16 protein-coding genes are annotated in these 14,999 nt (G+C 39.8%); 5 read left to right on the top strand and 11 right to left on the bottom strand.

All coding sequences use genetic code 11. The features are described from left to right. Positions 1–129: 129 nt before the first annotated feature. From brnQ to tnpA, 5 genes are all read left to right on the top strand, one after another. The gene (gene brnQ / locus CS898_RS02045; protein ID WP_099207924.1) at positions 130–1,428 is read left to right on the top strand and encodes a branched-chain amino acid transport system II carrier protein; all 1,299 of its coding nucleotides are present in this window, start codon (positions 130–132) and stop codon (positions 1,426–1,428) included. 39 nt (positions 1,429–1,467) lie between these two features. Continuing rightward, positions 1,468–3,066 carry an amidohydrolase gene (locus CS898_RS02040; RefSeq protein ID WP_099207923.1) on the top strand — a complete coding sequence of 533 codons (1,599 nt, stop codon included), beginning with the start codon at positions 1,468–1,470 and terminating at the stop codon, positions 3,064–3,066. Between the two features lie 10 nt (positions 3,067–3,076). Then, entirely contained in the window at positions 3,077–3,601 is a 525-nt protein-coding gene (locus tag CS898_RS02035; RefSeq protein ID WP_009430122.1) for a GNAT family N-acetyltransferase, read from the top strand. Positions 3,602–3,648: 47 nt separating this feature from the next. Next, positions 3,649–5,304, top strand: coding sequence for a M20/M25/M40 family metallo-hydrolase (locus CS898_RS02030; RefSeq protein ID WP_099207922.1), 1,656 nt, complete (start codon positions 3,649–3,651; stop codon positions 5,302–5,304). 255 nt (positions 5,305–5,559) lie between these two features. Then, positions 5,560–6,018, top strand: coding sequence for an IS200/IS605 family transposase (gene tnpA / locus CS898_RS02025; RefSeq protein WP_009430556.1), 459 nt, complete (start codon positions 5,560–5,562; stop codon positions 6,016–6,018). Positions 6,019–6,152: 134 nt separating this feature from the next. Here the strand turns inward: tnpA and CS898_RS02015 are convergent, their stop codons facing one another. From CS898_RS02015 to CS898_RS01965, 11 genes are all read right to left on the bottom strand, one after another. Next, complete coding sequence (locus CS898_RS02015; RefSeq protein WP_099207921.1) at positions 6,153–7,646, bottom strand: Na+/H+ antiporter NhaC family protein; 1,494 nt, start codon at positions 7,644–7,646, stop codon at positions 6,153–6,155. A gap of 297 nt (positions 7,647–7,943) precedes the next feature. Continuing rightward, on the bottom strand, positions 7,944–8,240 hold the full coding sequence (locus CS898_RS02010) for a BMC domain-containing protein (RefSeq protein ID WP_009430634.1): 297 nt from the start codon (positions 8,238–8,240) through the stop codon (positions 7,944–7,946). Next, positions 8,240–9,070: an ethanolamine utilization protein EutJ gene (eutJ, locus tag CS898_RS02005; RefSeq protein WP_099207920.1), complete on the bottom strand. Its 831-nt coding sequence runs from the start codon at positions 9,068–9,070 to the stop codon at positions 8,240–8,242. Before eutJ ends, CS898_RS02010 begins: the two co-directional genes overlap by 1 nt. A 25-nt stretch (positions 9,071–9,095) precedes the next feature. Next, positions 9,096–9,434 (bottom strand): BMC domain-containing protein, encoded by a 339-nt coding sequence (locus CS898_RS02000; RefSeq protein ID WP_099207919.1) that lies wholly within the window; start codon positions 9,432–9,434, stop codon positions 9,096–9,098. Positions 9,435–9,586: 152 nt separating this feature from the next. Next, a complete protein-coding gene (locus CS898_RS01995; RefSeq protein ID WP_099207918.1) occupies positions 9,587–10,459 on the bottom strand; it encodes a radical SAM protein in 873 nt (290 codons plus the stop codon). Between the two features lie 11 nt (positions 10,460–10,470). Then, positions 10,471–10,893, bottom strand: a complete 423-nt coding sequence (locus CS898_RS01990; RefSeq protein WP_099207917.1) for a hypothetical protein — start codon at positions 10,891–10,893, stop codon at positions 10,471–10,473. Beyond that, on the bottom strand, positions 10,893–11,750 hold the full coding sequence (gene nadC / locus CS898_RS01985; protein WP_099207916.1) for a carboxylating nicotinate-nucleotide diphosphorylase: 858 nt from the start codon (positions 11,748–11,750) through the stop codon (positions 10,893–10,895). Before nadC ends, CS898_RS01990 begins: the two co-directional genes overlap by 1 nt. A 7-nt stretch (positions 11,751–11,757) precedes the next feature. Next, the gene (locus CS898_RS01980) at positions 11,758–13,155 is read right to left on the bottom strand and encodes an L-aspartate oxidase (RefSeq protein WP_234976000.1); all 1,398 of its coding nucleotides are present in this window, start codon (positions 13,153–13,155) and stop codon (positions 11,758–11,760) included. Then, positions 13,079–14,005 carry a quinolinate synthase NadA gene (gene nadA, locus CS898_RS01975; protein WP_099207914.1) on the bottom strand — a complete coding sequence of 309 codons (927 nt, stop codon included), beginning with the start codon at positions 14,003–14,005 and terminating at the stop codon, positions 13,079–13,081. The genes CS898_RS01980 and nadA overlap by 77 nt, the downstream gene beginning before the upstream one ends. Before the next feature lie 125 nt (positions 14,006–14,130). After that, a complete protein-coding gene (locus CS898_RS01970; RefSeq protein WP_234975999.1) occupies positions 14,131–14,319 on the bottom strand; it encodes a DUF4368 domain-containing protein in 189 nt (62 codons plus the stop codon). Positions 14,320–14,617: 298 nt separating this feature from the next. Beyond that, complete coding sequence (locus CS898_RS01965) at positions 14,618–14,905, bottom strand: cupin domain-containing protein (protein WP_099207913.1); 288 nt, start codon at positions 14,903–14,905, stop codon at positions 14,618–14,620. Between the last annotated feature and the right edge of the window lie 94 nt (positions 14,906–14,999).

The following is a 14,999-nucleotide window of genomic DNA, read 5'->3' as shown; positions in this document are numbered from 1 at the left end:
AAGATGGAAAACATGTTATTATGAAAGCATAGAAGAAAACGCTTTACTAAAACGAAAATGGCGTTGATGAAAGGAGGGTAGGTTTGGAGCTTCTAAAAAATAAACTATATAAAACAAGGAAGGAAAGACATGAAGAATAAAAATTTATTATTATCAGGAATTATTGTAGGATTCGCTTTATTTTCTACTTATTTTGGAGCAGGGAACCTAATTTTCCCACCCTATATTGGAGTCATGACAGGAAGTAATTTTTCTGCAGGAATTCTAGGAATGACTATTTCTGCAATATTTTTACCTATTATTGCTGTTGTTGGTGTTCTAAATTCCGGCGGGAGCATGGATACGATTATGAAACCCCTGGGCAAACGTTATATGCAATTTTTCTTTTTTATAAACTACACTTTTTTAGCCCTGGGATCTACCCTACCTCGTTGTGCAGCCACAACCTATGAAATGGGAGTTGAACCCTTACTAGGAAATGTACCAATTATTGTATCTTCAGTTATTTTCTTTGCTATTTTTTATCTTCTTGCAAGAAAAAAAGAAAGTGTTGTTGATAAACTTGGTAAGTATTTAACTCCAGCCTTATTGATTCTTTTAGTTATTATCATCATTAAGGTTGTCACAGATCCAATTGGTCTACAAGCAGCACCAAAGGTTGAAAAACCACTGGTTGAAGCAACTTTAAATGGATATTTAACAGGGGACTTAACTCTTGGTATCTTGTGTGGTGGGATGTTTATTTCAGCCCTTAAAGACCAAGGATATGATGACAAGAGCGTCCGCAAAGGAACTTATATTGCTTGTATCGTAGCCTTCATCGGTCTATTCATCGTTTATGGTGGCCTGGTATTTGGTGGAGCATCCTTGTCAACGGAATATACTTTAGATGCAGAAAGAACAACCCTATTAATTGAAATTGTTCGTAGAGCTTTAGGTAATGTAGGTTTAATGTTATTAAGTGGAGCTGTTACTCTAGCTTGTCTAACGACTTCTGTTGGCTTGGGAGCCAATGCTGCAAGCTTCTTAGAAGAATTAACCAACCATAAAATTAAATATAAGACCTGGATTGCAGGAATTGCTGTTTTATGTTGTATTTTGTCCGTCCAAGGAGTAACTGGATTAATTGACTATGTAACTCCATTATTTGCCTTCTTATATCCAATCTTTATTGTAATTACCTTCTTAGGAATCTTTGATAAGAGAGTCCCCAATGATGGTGTATATAAGGGTGGAGTTGCCTTATCCTCACTATTTGGTCTTTTAGATGCTATTGTGATTGTAAGTAAGTCTGCTGCTTTAGATGGATTTTTGAAATCTATGCCTTTAGGAGAATATGGTTTTGCTTGGCTAGTTCCTACAATTATAGGAATGGTTGTAGGCTATTTCCTTTACAAGGGAAAACCCAGAGTTCAAGAATTAGCTTAATAAGAATTTTGAAAATAAACCAATAAGGAAGGTAGATTTATGAAAAAGTATATAAATGGAAAAGTCTATATTGAAAAGGGGAATTTTGCCCAAGCTTTTGCTGTTGAAGATGGAAAAATAAAAAATATTGGAAGTAATGAAGAAATCAAAAAACTTCCAGGCCAAGAAGTAGACCTGGGAGGAAAAACAGTTCTTCCGGGACTTATTGACTCCCATTTACACTTGAGAACTATGGGAGAAACACTGATCCAACTTAGACTCTATAATTCTAAGAGTATTGATGAGGTGGTCCAAAGAGGAAAGGACTATCTAAAAGACCATGAAGGGATTCAATTTATCTATGGTCGTGGATGGAACCAAGACTACTTTGTCGAAGGTGAAAAAAGATTTGTAAACCGCCATGACCTGGATAAAATTTCCACTGAAATCCCTATCATCGCTGAAAGGGTTTGTGTTCACATTCTATCTTGTAACACCAAGGCCCTAGAAATGCTGGGAATTGATGAAAACACAGTCATTGAAGGCGGAGAAATCTACAAGGATGAAAATGGAGAACTCTTGGGAATTTTTGCAGAAAAAGCCACAGAAATTCTCCGGAATATAGTTCCTGAAGATACAAAAGAAGATATCCAAGAAAAATTCCTTGCAGGGGTTAACCATGCCCTGGTCAATGGATTAACTTCTGTCCAATCTTGTGACGTCTTTATGGCAGACCATTGGGATCCAATCCATGGGGCCATTGAAGAGCTCTACATGGAAAAGAAGGTTCCCCTACGCTACTATCCCCAATTCAACCTGACAGATTTGGATAAGATTAAGGACTATGTTGAAAAGATTTACAAACGGGATGGAATCTATGATGAAACCTATGAAAGAGGAGCCATTAAACTTTTCAAGGATGGAACTTTAGGAGCTAGAACAGCCCTCATGTCCAAACCCTACAATGATGACCCCTCGACCAAGGGAATCGAAGCCATGACCAATGAGTATGTAGATTCAATCTGTGCCTATGCAGACCAAGAAAACATCCGGGTGGTAACCCACTGTATAGGGGATGAAGCGGCTAAAAGAGTCGTAGATAGCTATGAAAAAATCAACCATGAAAACAACCCCAATCGGAATGGACTCATCCACTTACAAATTACAGATCGACCACTCCTAGAAAGAATTGCTAGGTTAAATATCAATGTCACCTACCAACCAATCTTTTTAGAGTATGACATTATGACTGTAAGAGACCGGGTTGGCGATGAATTAGCATCTACATCCTATGCTCACAATACCCTGAAGAATGTTTTAGGCGCCCACACTGCCTATTCTACAGACGCACCTGTAGAGGACTTAAACCCCTTCCCCTGTATGTATTCAGCCGTTACTCGCCAAAGAGTTAATGGAGAGCCTGAAGGTGGATTGTATCCAAACGAACGAGTTTCTGTAGAAGATGCCATTGACTGCTACACCATTGAAGGGGCCTATACAGAAGGCAATGAAAAAATAAAGGGACGGATTCAACCTGGCTATTTAGCTGACTTTATCATCTTAGACCGAGACATTTTTACAATAGATAAAATGGACATCAAGGATGTTAAGGTTGAAGAAACCTTTATCAACGGAGAATCTGTTTACAAGAAGAATTAAGGAGGACCAAATGTCAGTTCATGAAACAGGATTAAAGGGATATACCATTCGGGATGCAAACCGAGAAGACACCAAACAAATTGTGCAATTTATTCGCGATTTGGCAGACTATGAAGGATTTTTGCATGAAGTTAAGGCCACAGAAGAAATCATTGAGCAATCCGTCTTTGATGAAGGGGCAGCCAATGTTGTTATGGCAGAATTAGATGGAGAGCCCATCGGATTTGCCCTATTCTTCTATAACTTCTCTACCTTTGAAGGACGGCCAGGACTCTACCTAGAAGACCTGTATATCCAACCAGAATATCGAAACAGGGGTTATGGAAAGAAATTGTTAGAATTTCTAGCCCATAAGGCCCATTCTAGGAATTGTAAGCGCTTTGAATGGTGGTGCCTGGATACAAACACACCATCCTATGAATTTTATAAGGGCTTAGATGCAGAAGATATGGTAGACTGGACTGTATTTCGAATTGATGGGGACACCTTAATCAATATGAGCCGTGATTTTGAAGAAGGCCAAAAGAGCAAGTAACTTATTTTAATGACAGATTATAACTTTCTAGCTAAAAAGGAGGCTATATGAACTTTTTTGACCAAGTAAAACAATTAACCAAGGATATGGTAGCCATTGAAAGTATCGTCCGTAAGGATTCGGGTGAAAGCAATGTTGCCAAGTATATCTATGATTTCTATCAATCTCTAGACTACTTCAAAGAGCATCCAGACCAAGTTGTCCTACAAAAAACAATTAATGACCCCATAGATCGCCACAACTGTATTAGTCTTGTTCGTGGAACCAAGGGAAATAGCAACAAAACCATTATCCTCTTGGGCCACATCGACACAGTAGGTGTGGATGACTACCATGACTTTAAAGACATTGCCTTTGATGCAGATGCCCTCTTGGAAAAGTTTAAGCAAATCAAGGTATCTGACAAGGTAAGAGAAGATATTGAAAGCGGAAACTACCTATTTGGCCGGGGATCTCTAGATATGAAGAGTGGTGTGGCAGGTCACATGGCCATTATGGACTACTTTTCCAAACACCCTGAAGAGCTAGATGGAAACTTAGTCCATGTGGGAGAGTGCGATGAAGAAGATAACTCTCATGGAATCATCAGTGCCCTATCCGTTTTTGATGAATGGAAAGAAAAATTCAACCTAGAATATATTGCAGCTATCAATGCCGACTATTCCATTCCAAACGATCAAGACAACGAAAGTAGAAACGTCTATTTGGGAACTATTGGAAAACTACTTCCAGGCTTCTATGTATACGGGAAAGAAACCCACGTTGGAGAAGCCTTTGGAGGATTGGACCCCAACCAAATTATGGCGGAAATTACCAAGCAAATGAACTTGAACACAGACCTATGTGATGAAGCGCAAAATGAAGTCACAATTCCACCCATGGGCTTGAAACAATCGGACACCAAGGTAGGCTATACAGTTCAAACTGCCCTATCCGCTTATGGATATTTCAACTATTTCACCCATGCCATGAGTCCTAAACAAGTTATGGACAATGTCAAACAAGTAGCCATTCGGTCCTTCGACCAGGTTATTGATGACATCAATGCCAACTACAAAAAATTCTGCCAACTTAAAGGTCTAGACTATGAACCAAGACCCTGGAAGACAAGAGTATATACCTTCCAAGAACTCTATGATGAGGTAGAAAAGGCAAAGGGACCAGAATTTACAGAAGCCTATGAAAAGTTCACCCAAGACCTCCACCAAGAAGAACACGATTTAGACCTGAGATTATTCAGTAACCGTGTGATTGAATGGATTTGGGACCACTGGGTAGATGATAAGTCTCCAGCAATCATTATTTACTTTGGATCTATTTATTCAGCTCCAATAGAAATAACTGGCAAGGATGAAGGCGAAAAGAAACTAGTCCAAGCAGTCAAAGAAAGTATTGAACTGGTTCAAAAAGACTATGATAAGAAAATCTATACAAAATACTTCTATCCATTTATTTCAGATTCATCCTTTATGAAAATTGATGATGACGAAGAAGGCTTGAAGGCTCTAGAAAAGAATATGCCTTCTTGGGGAAGTAAGTATATCCATCCAACAGAAGCTGTGAAAAAGATTAATGTTCCTGTAATTAACATGGGTACCATCGGTTATGATGGACACAAGGTTACAGAAAGGGTAGATATGGAATACACCTTTAGGGTAATTCCTGAAATGCTCTACCATACCCTGAAGAAATTGTTAGGTTAATCCAATTTAAGTAAATCAAATAAAAAACCCCACTTTCCAGGGAAAGACCTAGAGTGACCCCATAAAGTTGGACCTAATCGAGTAAGCATTTCGCTTACTCGATTTTGTTATTGATGACTTTAGTCAGTTGAGCACGCAAGGCGTGCGAAACAGAAAACTACCCGCTATGCGGGTAGGCAATAAAGGTTATACCAAAAAATCACCTCAGTATTATAATAGATTTGTTCAGACCTAAAATAATAAGAGGTGATTCATATGGCTCAAAAGGCAAATTCATTATCACACACAAAATGGATGTGTAAATATCATATTGTCTTTACACCAAAGTATAGACGAAAAATAGTATTTAATCAATACCGAGATAGTTTGGGAGAAATCTTTAGGACACTATGCAAATATAAAGGAGTTGAGATAATAGAAGGGCATTTAATGCCAGACCATGTGCATATGTTAGTTAGTATTCCCCCAAAACTATCCGTATCAAGTTTCATGGGATATTTGAAAGGAAAAAGTGCCTTAATGATGTTTGACAAACATGCAAATTTAAAATACAAATTTGGGAATCGGCATTTTTGGGCAGAGGGATATTATGTCAGTACGGTAGGATTGAATGAACAAACAATAGCAAAATATATAAGAGAACAAGAGCAACATGATATTGCAATGGATAAACTGAGTGTAAAAGAATACGAAGATCCGTTCAAAAGCAGATGAACAAAGCCCTTTCAGGGCTAGCTAAAGAGGCAAAAACAATAAGGTTTGAACAAAGTGAAAACCAGCGCCTTGAGACGCTGGTTGGTAATCCTTGGGCTTATAGCCCGTGATCAAACCACCCGTTTTACGGGTGGTTATGATTCAGCTTGTTTTTTTAGACGTACATCTGGTTCACTAGGTAGTTTAAAGAAGGGAATGAATCGGTCTAGGCCTGTAAAGGTTAAACCGACTAAGGAAATAATGGCCACAAAGCCCATAAAATTGTACTTAATAAAATCAGTAGCCTTAAAATCTGCTAGAGGGTAAACAGCATTGGCTATCCCTACATAGTAGGCAATATAAACGTGCCAGGGAATCATTTGAGCCCCAAAAACTCCTAGGGCACTGGAGAAGGTTGCATTTCTTAGGCGTAGAGTATACATATCTTTTTCAGATCCTTCGATGTTTTTATCTACAAGTTCCCGAATAATAGGGCCAACCGTAACAATTTGGGCCATTTCATCGGCTAAAAGGGCATTTCCTGCCATGGATAAAACGGCATTCCAAGTCATCAGGTGACGCACCTTCGTACTCATTCTTAAAACAAGTTTTGCCAAGGGATCAAAGGCCTTCATATGGTTCATGACACCACCAAAAGCGGAAATCCACATCATCATAACGACAACCCAAGCCCCTGCTTCAGCAAATCCTACTTGAACAATTTCTTCTAAGAAAACTGGAATAGAAACTACTGTTCCGGCCTTTAAACCTAAAAATAAGGCTGCTATAATTCCTACAGATAGGCAGAAAATAGTTTGTACCCCTAAAATAGCCACTACAATAACCAAAATTAACGGAATCATCATATAGGCCGGCACACCATCTCTTACTTGTTGTAATAAAGAAAGGGCATCGGGTCTTTCAAGAGCTAAAAAGTCTAAAGTTTTTTGTGGAATATTGGAATAGGCTTCTGCACCTGAAGCTGAATGGGTTGGTAGCCCTGCAGAGGCTAAGTAAAATAAAACTACGGCTAGGACTAAACTTCCTACGGCCCAAATCCCTTGGTGGCGGATTCGGTCAATAATTTCTACATTTTGAATTCCAGAACTTACTACAGTAGTATCTGAAATCAAGCCCAAGTTATCTCCAAAGCAAGCCCCCCCAGTAACAGCACATAGGGTTAAAAGCATATTGCCAGCTACAATATGGTTTAGCCATAAAAAAATAGGAGCACAAGCAGCAAAAGTTCCCCAGCTTGTTCCTGTGGCTACAGATAAAATTCCAGTAACTACAAGGCTCAAGGGTGCAATTATCCTTGCACTAATTCCTACTTTTAAAGCAGCATTTACAATGGCTGCCCCAACACCTGTAGACATAAAGACTCCTGCCATGGCATAGGCCAACATTAAAATAAAAAAGACCACTTCAATCTCTTGAACGCTCTCCACGGCAATGTCCACAATTTCTTTTGGTTTAATACCTTCTGTAATAAAGGCCACCAAACCCGCATATAGAAAGGCCATAGGACCTGCAATTAACATGTCAAATCCTTCTAAACTTCCAGCTTCATTGTAGCCCTTCCCTGCCAGTAATAACCAGGCTAGAACTGCTACAGGACTAAACTTTAAAATGTTTTTGAAAATTTTCAAAAAATACCTCCAAATAGATTCAAATTCAATTAACTCGTCTATGAGTCCAGGAAAAAAGAGTCTTTTCTCATATGTAAAAAGACTCTTTTTTCACAAAATTTTCCTTGCAAAAAAACAAAGACAGTAACTATTATATTAGGAAATAGATTTCATTGCAAGGGAATTGCTCTTATCATAGTTCATTTTTCCTTTTTCAGTTGACTTTTCCAGTCTCTTTTTTTGGTATTTTTCTAGTAATTTAACCATCTTAGGCATAAAAAAGACGGTCATAAAATCCTTGACCATCTTTTTCTTAGCTTAAAAATTTTTCATTTCGTCTATTCCAGCTTGGATTTGTCTTAAAGCTTCACTAACATCAGCCATCTCTCCCACAATAGCTAAGATTATGAAGTTTTGTGGGCAAGACCCCCGGACATCCCCCACTTCTACGCCTGAAGCTTTTTCTGCAATATCTGCTGCACAAACCATTTCAACTACCTTGCCTTGAACCAGGCCCAGGGCTCCAGGTTTTTTATTCTTAAAAGATAGTCTACTTCGATTTTCTATAATTTCCAGGGTTCCCTGGGATGGCCTCTTAATTAAACGAATATCCATTATTTTTCTCCTTCAATTAAAGCTTCTGCAATCCCCAAGGGAGTCACAAACATAGGATTGCTAGGTTTTGACGTTTTTAAGCCTGTTTCCTTTTCAACAAAGCCTTCAATGCCTGTTAAAAGGGCTGTTCCTCCTACTAGAACTAACTCATCTACATCATATCCTTCCACTGCCTTTTCAATAATGCTGATGATCTTTTTAACCACTGGTTGAACTAGGGGAAAAATTTCCTTATGGAGGTTAAAGTCTTGTTTCATTTTTTCCGCTTCTTCAATAGGGATTTTATGGGCTCCAGCAATGACCAGGGAAAAATGTCGACCACCACTGGCTTCATCCATAACTTTTACGACTTCCCCATTTTTAATCACAGAAATCCCTGTAGTTCCACCACCAATATCCACCACAGCCCCATCCTGAACCTTTAAAACCTTATTGGCTGCAGTAGGTTCATCTAGAACCTGGACCACTTCAAAGCCAGCAGCTTCTGCCACGTTTTTAACCACACCACCATCGATATTTTCCGTTCCTGGAGGAATGGCCACTCCAGCCAGGTATAGCTCTTGGCCAATTTTTTCTTCCAAATCAGCCTTAAGCTTTCTAACAATTTTCACAGCCCCCATGTAGTCTACAACCATACCATCCTTAACTACATCTGCTGGTTGGTAGGCCCCACAAACAGGTTCTCCTTTTTCATCTAAAACAGCCAAAACAATATAAGCTGTACCTAAGTCAATCCCCGTATAAAGGGTTTTTCCCTTAGCTTGTAAAGGGGTTTTTAAGACTTCTTCAAATTTTTCAATCAGTCGATTTGATTCTTCTAGCCGGATCATCTTTCATCTCCCTTATCTAATTTTTTTAACTTTCTGTTACCGAAGGGACCGTATAGCCATAGGAGTTAACAAAGGTCTGTCTTACTTGGTCCAAGGCAGTATAAACACTATCCCGATCTCCTTGGATAAAGACCACTCCCTTAAAGCGATCTACAAGTTTTATTTCTACCGGTGCCGCCTTGTCTGCCAGATCTGCAGCAATAATAGCTCCTTCCCAAGGACTCATTGTAATAATCCCCAAAGCCTGTCTTGGATCAATCAAGACCTTTTGGTAGATGATTGGATCTGGAGAAGCAATCAGGTGCAGCATAGTAATTTGCTTAGCAGGAACTCCTTCCTGGATTGTTCTTTTTAAGTCGGTCATTCTTCCATCCTTCAAGTTTATATTTTTAGTGACTCATGAATTCAGTCAATTTTATCTTCCATCATTTTTATTTCTATAAAATTATCTTATCCTAGAAGGTCTGAATAGTAAATACTTTTAGGAGAAAAAGCTCCCAGGTCTCCGGAAGCTTTTTATAGGCGACGAAAGACTTCGTCCTTGTAGTTTTCTCCTTGAATGGTTTGCAGAATTTGTCCCTTTAGCCTGTCTAGGTCCCCTGGAAGGGTCCCGGCTAGGGACAGGTAGTTAGAAGCATGGTTGGACCGAAAAATACAGGGCCCTTTCCCGGTAAAGTGGTTTAAAAAGACATAAATTTCCTCCAAAGCCTCACCAGGCCCTGCCGGTTGAAAGCGCCCTTGGTGATAGTCTTCTAAAAGTTCAGATCCTTCGTCTAACATCAAGGTTAGGTAGGAGACATAGTCTGGGTTCATTTGGCTAACAACCTGGGCAGTTTCCTGGGCGTATTGGACGCTTTGTCCAGCCCCGGCCAAGCCGGTGATTAAAGTTACACTTTGGGCAATGCCTACTTGGTGAAGTTTTTCACTGGCCGCTAGATAGTCTTCCACCCTCATGTTCTTTTTGATTTTTTCCAAAAGTTCATTAGAGCCTGTCTCCAAGCCAATGTAAAGAATCCCTAAGCCGGCTTCTTTAAGACTCTTCAAGTCTTCACGGCTCTTTCGGTTGACATCTAAAGCTGTTGCATAGGCCCCAATTCTTTGGCAAAAAGGGAAAAGCTCCCGTAACTTGGCCATCAGCCGAAGAAGGCGGTCTGTTGAAAGACAGAGGGCATCTCCATCGGCGATAAAGATCTTTTCATAGCCATCAAAGGCCCTGGCCTCCTCTTCTAATTCTTCAAAGAGACTTTCCTCGTCTTTAATATGAAATTGGTCCTCCTTGTACATGCCACAAAATGTACAGGTGTTGTTACTGCACCCTACCGTAGCCTGAACAATTAAAGACCGCCACTCAGAGGGTGGTCGGTAAACTTTTCCTTCATAATTTAACATGTCGTCCCCCTTTATTGGTCAATATAGGTCTCCAAGGCTGAAAAAACCTCCAGCATCTTTCTCTTTAGGTTTTCATCAAAGAGCAAAAAGTCTGTATAGTCATTCTCTTCAGCAATCTTTCGATTTCCCTTTAAAAAGATAATATGAAAGACAGGGCCACTTCTTAGGGATTTCAAGAGCAGGTCTTCTACTTCTTGGTCTAAAAAACCCTTATAGTAAATCCAGCTCCCTGTTGGAAAAAAATCAATCTTACTTATCTCAACTCCCGGCCTTTCAATAAGCTCTTTTGCCAGAGGAAAGACTTTTTGGTCTATCTCTTCCCCCTCTGGAAACATAACCTGGTAAAAATCTGCTTCTTTTAAAAGGACCTGGTAGGCCCTTTCCCATAGGGGCAGGTCCTGGTCCTGGATCCAGGAACTACAGAAATAGTCCATTAAAGAAGCCTTAAATTTTTCATAGATAGGTCTATAATACCCGATGAGTGAGTCAAGGCCCCGCTGGAGATATAGTCAATTTTCAAGCCCTTTAGGTCCCGAATGCTCTCCCGGGTTACATTGCCGGAGACTTCTACAAAACACCGGCCGTCAATGAGGTCAATGGCTTCTTCCATTTGGTCTCGGTCCATATTGTCCAACATGATAATGGAGGCCTTGTTTTCTACTGCCTCTCGAACCATGTCCAAGTTCTCTGTTTCCACCACAATAGTCCGCACAAAGGGGGCATAGGCCTTGGCCTTTTGAATGGCCTCCCCAACACCTCCAGCTGCTTGGATGTGGTTATCTTTTAACATAATCACATCTGACAGGTTGGTCCGGTGGTTTTTTCCACCTCCAACTGTTACAGCGTATTTTTGCAAGAGTCTTAGGCCCGGTGTTGTCTTTCTGGTGTCCATAAGACGAATGCCACTTCCTTCTAATTGGTCTACAATATCCCGGGTATAGCTGGCCACACCACAAAGCCTTTGGAGGAAGTTTAGGGCTGTCCGTTCCCCTGTTAAGATAGGCCGGACATCTCCTGAAATCTTAGCCAAAAGGTCTCCCTTTTTAAAGCAAGCTCCTTCTTCCAAGGCCCAGTCTACTTGAACCTGGGAGTCAAGAAGGCTAAAAACTCTTTCAAAGACATAGCGACCGCAAAGGACACCATCCTCCTTGGCCAAGAGGTCTACCTGGGCTTTTTGACCCTGATCATAGATGGCATTGGTAGACAGGTCTTCTGTAATAATATCTTCGTCCAAGGCAGTTTGAATGCACTGGTCAATTTTATGTCGGTTGTAATTTTCTAATCGATACATAGGATCCTCATTTCTCCAATTGGTTTTTCTCAATGGCCTCTTTTAAGCCCCTTTGGTTTTTTTCTCGAAAGTCTGCCCAGTCCCTTTCCAGGGGCCAGGATAGGTCCTGGGAAATCCAACTTTCCCTGTCTCCTGGGCCAATATCTTCGGCAATGATCTGGGCAAAGACCATGGACTCCAAGAGGGAATTACTGGCCAGACGGTTTTTACCATGGACCCCATTACAGGCACATTCTCCCACGGCATAGAGGTGGTCTATGGAGGTCCGACTCTTTTGGTCCACATCAATCCCTCCCATATGGTAGTGTTGGGCCGGAACAATGGGAATGGGGTCCTTGGTCAGGTCATAGCCCCGCTCTTGGCACATAGCATAGATATAAGGGAAGCGGTCCTTAACCCGATTTGCATCCAGGTGGGCCATGGATAGGTAAACATGGTTGCTGTTTTCCTTTTCCATAAGCTGACGAATGGCTCCTGTTACGATATCTCTAGGTTTAAGCTCATCTGTAAAGCGATCTCCATGGCTGTCTAATAGGTAGGCTCCTTCTCCTCTTAGGGCCTCTGTCATCAATCGCCTCCGACCATCTTTCTCCTCTACAAAAAGTGTAGTTGGATGGAACTGGATGTAGTTCAGGTGGTCTGTTTTTACCTGGTAGTTTCTTAAAATGCCCAGGGCATCTCCCTTGATATGGGGAAAGTTGGTGGAGTTTTCATAGAGCCCCCCAATCCCCCCTGTTGCTAAAATTGTAGAATCGGCAAAAACAGGCTGGATGCCCTTGTTTGAACCCCCTCCTTGGTGGAGGTCAAGACAGACCCCGTAGCAGGCTTCATCCTTAATCATCAAGTCCACCATTTCTGTATTTTCAAGAACCTGGATATTTTTTCTTTCCAAAACTTGGTCCACAAGCTTTTCCACAATGGCCTTGCCAGTTTCGTCCTTACAATGGACAATTCGCCGCTTGCCATGGCCCCCTTCTCGAGTATAGGAAAGGTCTTGGCCATCTCGATCAAAGTCTACATGATAATCCAAGAGTTTCTGCAAAATATCCCTGGACCGTAGAATCATGGTTCGGACAGATTCTTCTCGATTTTCATAGTGGCCAGCCTTAAGTGTATCGGCCATAAAATCGTTAAAGTCATCCAGATTTCTTAAGACGCACATGCCTCCTTGGGCCAGGTAGGAGTTGCAATCCTTGATACCCTTTTTTGTAACCAGCAGAATGGAAAGCTTTGGGTCTAAAGCTAAGGCACAGAACAACCCTGCTGCGCCTGTGCCTACTATAATTACATGGTATTTATTTTTTAACTTTTGTCTTTCGTCGTCCATCTTATTCCGCCATTTCAAGCATCTTTTTAAGAGGCTGGCTGGCTTTTTCCATAATGTCTTCATCCAAAAAGACTTCATTCAAGTCATCTCTTAAACAATCCCTAAGCTTTTCAAGATTCAACTTCTTCATATCATGGCAAAGCTGTTCGAGGTCTGTGAAATAAAACTTTTTATTGGGACTATCTTTTTGTAGTTGGTGAAGGATACCCTTTTCGGTACAGATGATAAATTCTTCTTCTTCTCTTTCTCGGGCTTCTTTTAAAATACCACTGGTAGACCCAATATAGTCTGCTAGGTCATAGCAGGCTGGATTAATTTCAGGATGGGCCAAAACAGGGGCATTGGGGTGTTTCTCCTTGGCTTCTTGAATGGCTTCATAGGTAAAATCTTCATGAACATGGCAATATCCATCATGGATAATGACATTCTTATCTTTTAAGTCCTCTTCAAGTTGGGACTTGATATAGGTTCCCAAGTTTTTATCTGGACATAAGAGGATGTTGTCTGCCTGAATCTTTTTGACGATTTTCAAGGCATTGGATGATGTAATGCAAACATCGGAATGGGCCTTAGTTTCTGCTGTAGAATTGATATAGGTTACCACACAAAGGTCTGGATATTTCTTCCGGTATGCTTCTATGTCCTTACCAGTAATCATCTCTGCCATGGGGCAAAGGGCATCTTTGTCTACCAAAAATACCTCTTTATCGGGATTTAAAAGCTTGGCACTTTCTCCCATAAACTTAACTCCACAAAATACAATTCTCTTCTTTTGACTAGATACAGCCTTTTTTGCAAGGGCATAAGAATCTCCGACAAAATCTGCAATTTCTTGCAAGTCTCCATCAACATAATAGTGGGCTAAAATTAAAGCATCTTTCTCTAATTTTAGCCTTTCAATCTCTCTAATTAACTCTTTTTTCTCCATGTCTCTCCCTCATTTGTTACATAATTTAAACGATAAATATTAAAATTAATTTTACTGTAAGAACACCTGTCTGTCAAACTCTGGTGAGTAGTTCGAAGTGGTCAATTTAATTTACCTATAAACTTCTAATGAATTTCAATCTTTTGGCTGATTTGTCCGTCTATTTCTTCCTTGTCATAGACATATATCTTATCTATAACTTGATTTAGGATATATCTGTTTAGCGATTTTATCTTAGCGTACTTGCTAATATCATTCATGAATTTTTTGTAGTTATCTTCAGTTTCAAAAGATTCTCCTAAATCATAGTTCATTTTTTTATTTCTACCTTGTTGTTAGCTCTACTTTTCTCGTTTTAGGTTTTCCATTTTTGTTTAAAATCCAACAATAATACCGTCTTACATCTCCATAAAATAATCTTCAAGCACGATATCTTTCTAAAATAAGATAATTAGCCTTATAAAACATAAAAACTCTGTAGTTTCAATAAAACTAAGTCTTTTTCCATATATAATGCCCCAAATTATAATGCCCCAAATTTTTGCTTAAATATATAAAAATTAAAGGCAGGTTGATAAAATAACCACCTGCCTATCTTAGCTAAATATATTCTTAAATTCTTACTTTTATAACCATCAAATCACTATCCTCAAGAGCCTTAAGAGCATGGATTTCATTAGAATCCATTGTGATTATATCACCTGGGATTATTATCTGGTTTCCGTTCTCTTCCTTAAAATCTACCTTGCCCTTATAAATTACAACTACTGCACTTTTATCTGACTTGTGACTTGGTATTTCTTCGCCTTTTTTGATTTGTAGGTGGGTTATTTGTAAATTATCCTCATCCACCAAATGCTCAAATTTGCCGTCTAAAATATTCGCACTTATTTTTTTCATATTTTCTCTCCTTGTTGATAACCATTACCATAAAAAATGGTATACAATAAATTTTTACAAACACAATTTATCTCAGATTTTTTACAATTTTCTT

Origin of the sequence: Urinicoccus timonensis, from assembly GCF_900232945.1 — a bacterium.
GTDB classification, from domain to species: Bacteria; Bacillota; Clostridia; order Tissierellales; family Peptoniphilaceae; genus Urinicoccus; species Urinicoccus timonensis.
The sequence above is the reverse complement of the archived record's forward strand: the minus strand, read 5'-3'. Positions and strand labels throughout refer to the sequence as shown.

What these genes read in the sequence shown, in the direction of transcription:
- CS898_RS01990 (WP_099207917.1), bottom strand. Translation starts at nt 10,893, where the DNA reads ATGGACTATTTCTGTAGTTCCTGGATCCAGGACCAGGACCTGCCCCTA.
- CS898_RS02010 (WP_009430634.1), bottom strand. Translation starts at nt 8,240, where the DNA reads ATGGATATTCGTTTAATTAAGAGGCCATCCCAGGGAACCCTGGAAATT.
- CS898_RS01970 (WP_234975999.1), bottom strand. Translation starts at nt 14,319, where the DNA reads ATGAACTATGATTTAGGAGAATCTTTTGAAACTGAAGATAACTACAAA.
- CS898_RS02035 (WP_009430122.1), top strand. Translation starts at nt 3,077, where the DNA reads ATGTCAGTTCATGAAACAGGATTAAAGGGATATACCATTCGGGATGCA.
- nadC (WP_099207916.1), bottom strand. Translation starts at nt 11,750, where the DNA reads ATGTATCGATTAGAAAATTACAACCGACATAAAATTGACCAGTGCATT.
- CS898_RS02040 (WP_099207923.1), top strand. Translation starts at nt 1,468, where the DNA reads ATGAAAAAGTATATAAATGGAAAAGTCTATATTGAAAAGGGGAATTTT.
- CS898_RS02000 (WP_099207919.1), bottom strand. Translation starts at nt 9,434, where the DNA reads ATGACCGACTTAAAAAGAACAATCCAGGAAGGAGTTCCTGCTAAGCAA.
- eutJ (WP_099207920.1), bottom strand. Translation starts at nt 9,070, where the DNA reads ATGATCCGGCTAGAAGAATCAAATCGACTGATTGAAAAATTTGAAGAA.
- nadA (WP_099207914.1), bottom strand. Translation starts at nt 14,005, where the DNA reads ATGGAGAAAAAAGAGTTAATTAGAGAGATTGAAAGGCTAAAATTAGAG.
- CS898_RS01995 (WP_099207918.1), bottom strand. Translation starts at nt 10,459, where the DNA reads ATGTTAAATTATGAAGGAAAAGTTTACCGACCACCCTCTGAGTGGCGG.
- tnpA (WP_009430556.1), top strand. Translation starts at nt 5,560, where the DNA reads ATGGCTCAAAAGGCAAATTCATTATCACACACAAAATGGATGTGTAAA.
- CS898_RS01980 (WP_234976000.1), bottom strand. Translation starts at nt 13,155, where the DNA reads ATGAAGTCTTTTTGGATGAAGACATTATGGAAAAAGCCAGCCAGCCTC.
- brnQ (WP_099207924.1), top strand. Translation starts at nt 130, where the DNA reads ATGAAGAATAAAAATTTATTATTATCAGGAATTATTGTAGGATTCGCT.
- CS898_RS02030 (WP_099207922.1), top strand. Translation starts at nt 3,649, where the DNA reads ATGAACTTTTTTGACCAAGTAAAACAATTAACCAAGGATATGGTAGCC.
- CS898_RS01965 (WP_099207913.1), bottom strand. Translation starts at nt 14,905, where the DNA reads ATGAAAAAAATAAGTGCGAATATTTTAGACGGCAAATTTGAGCATTTG.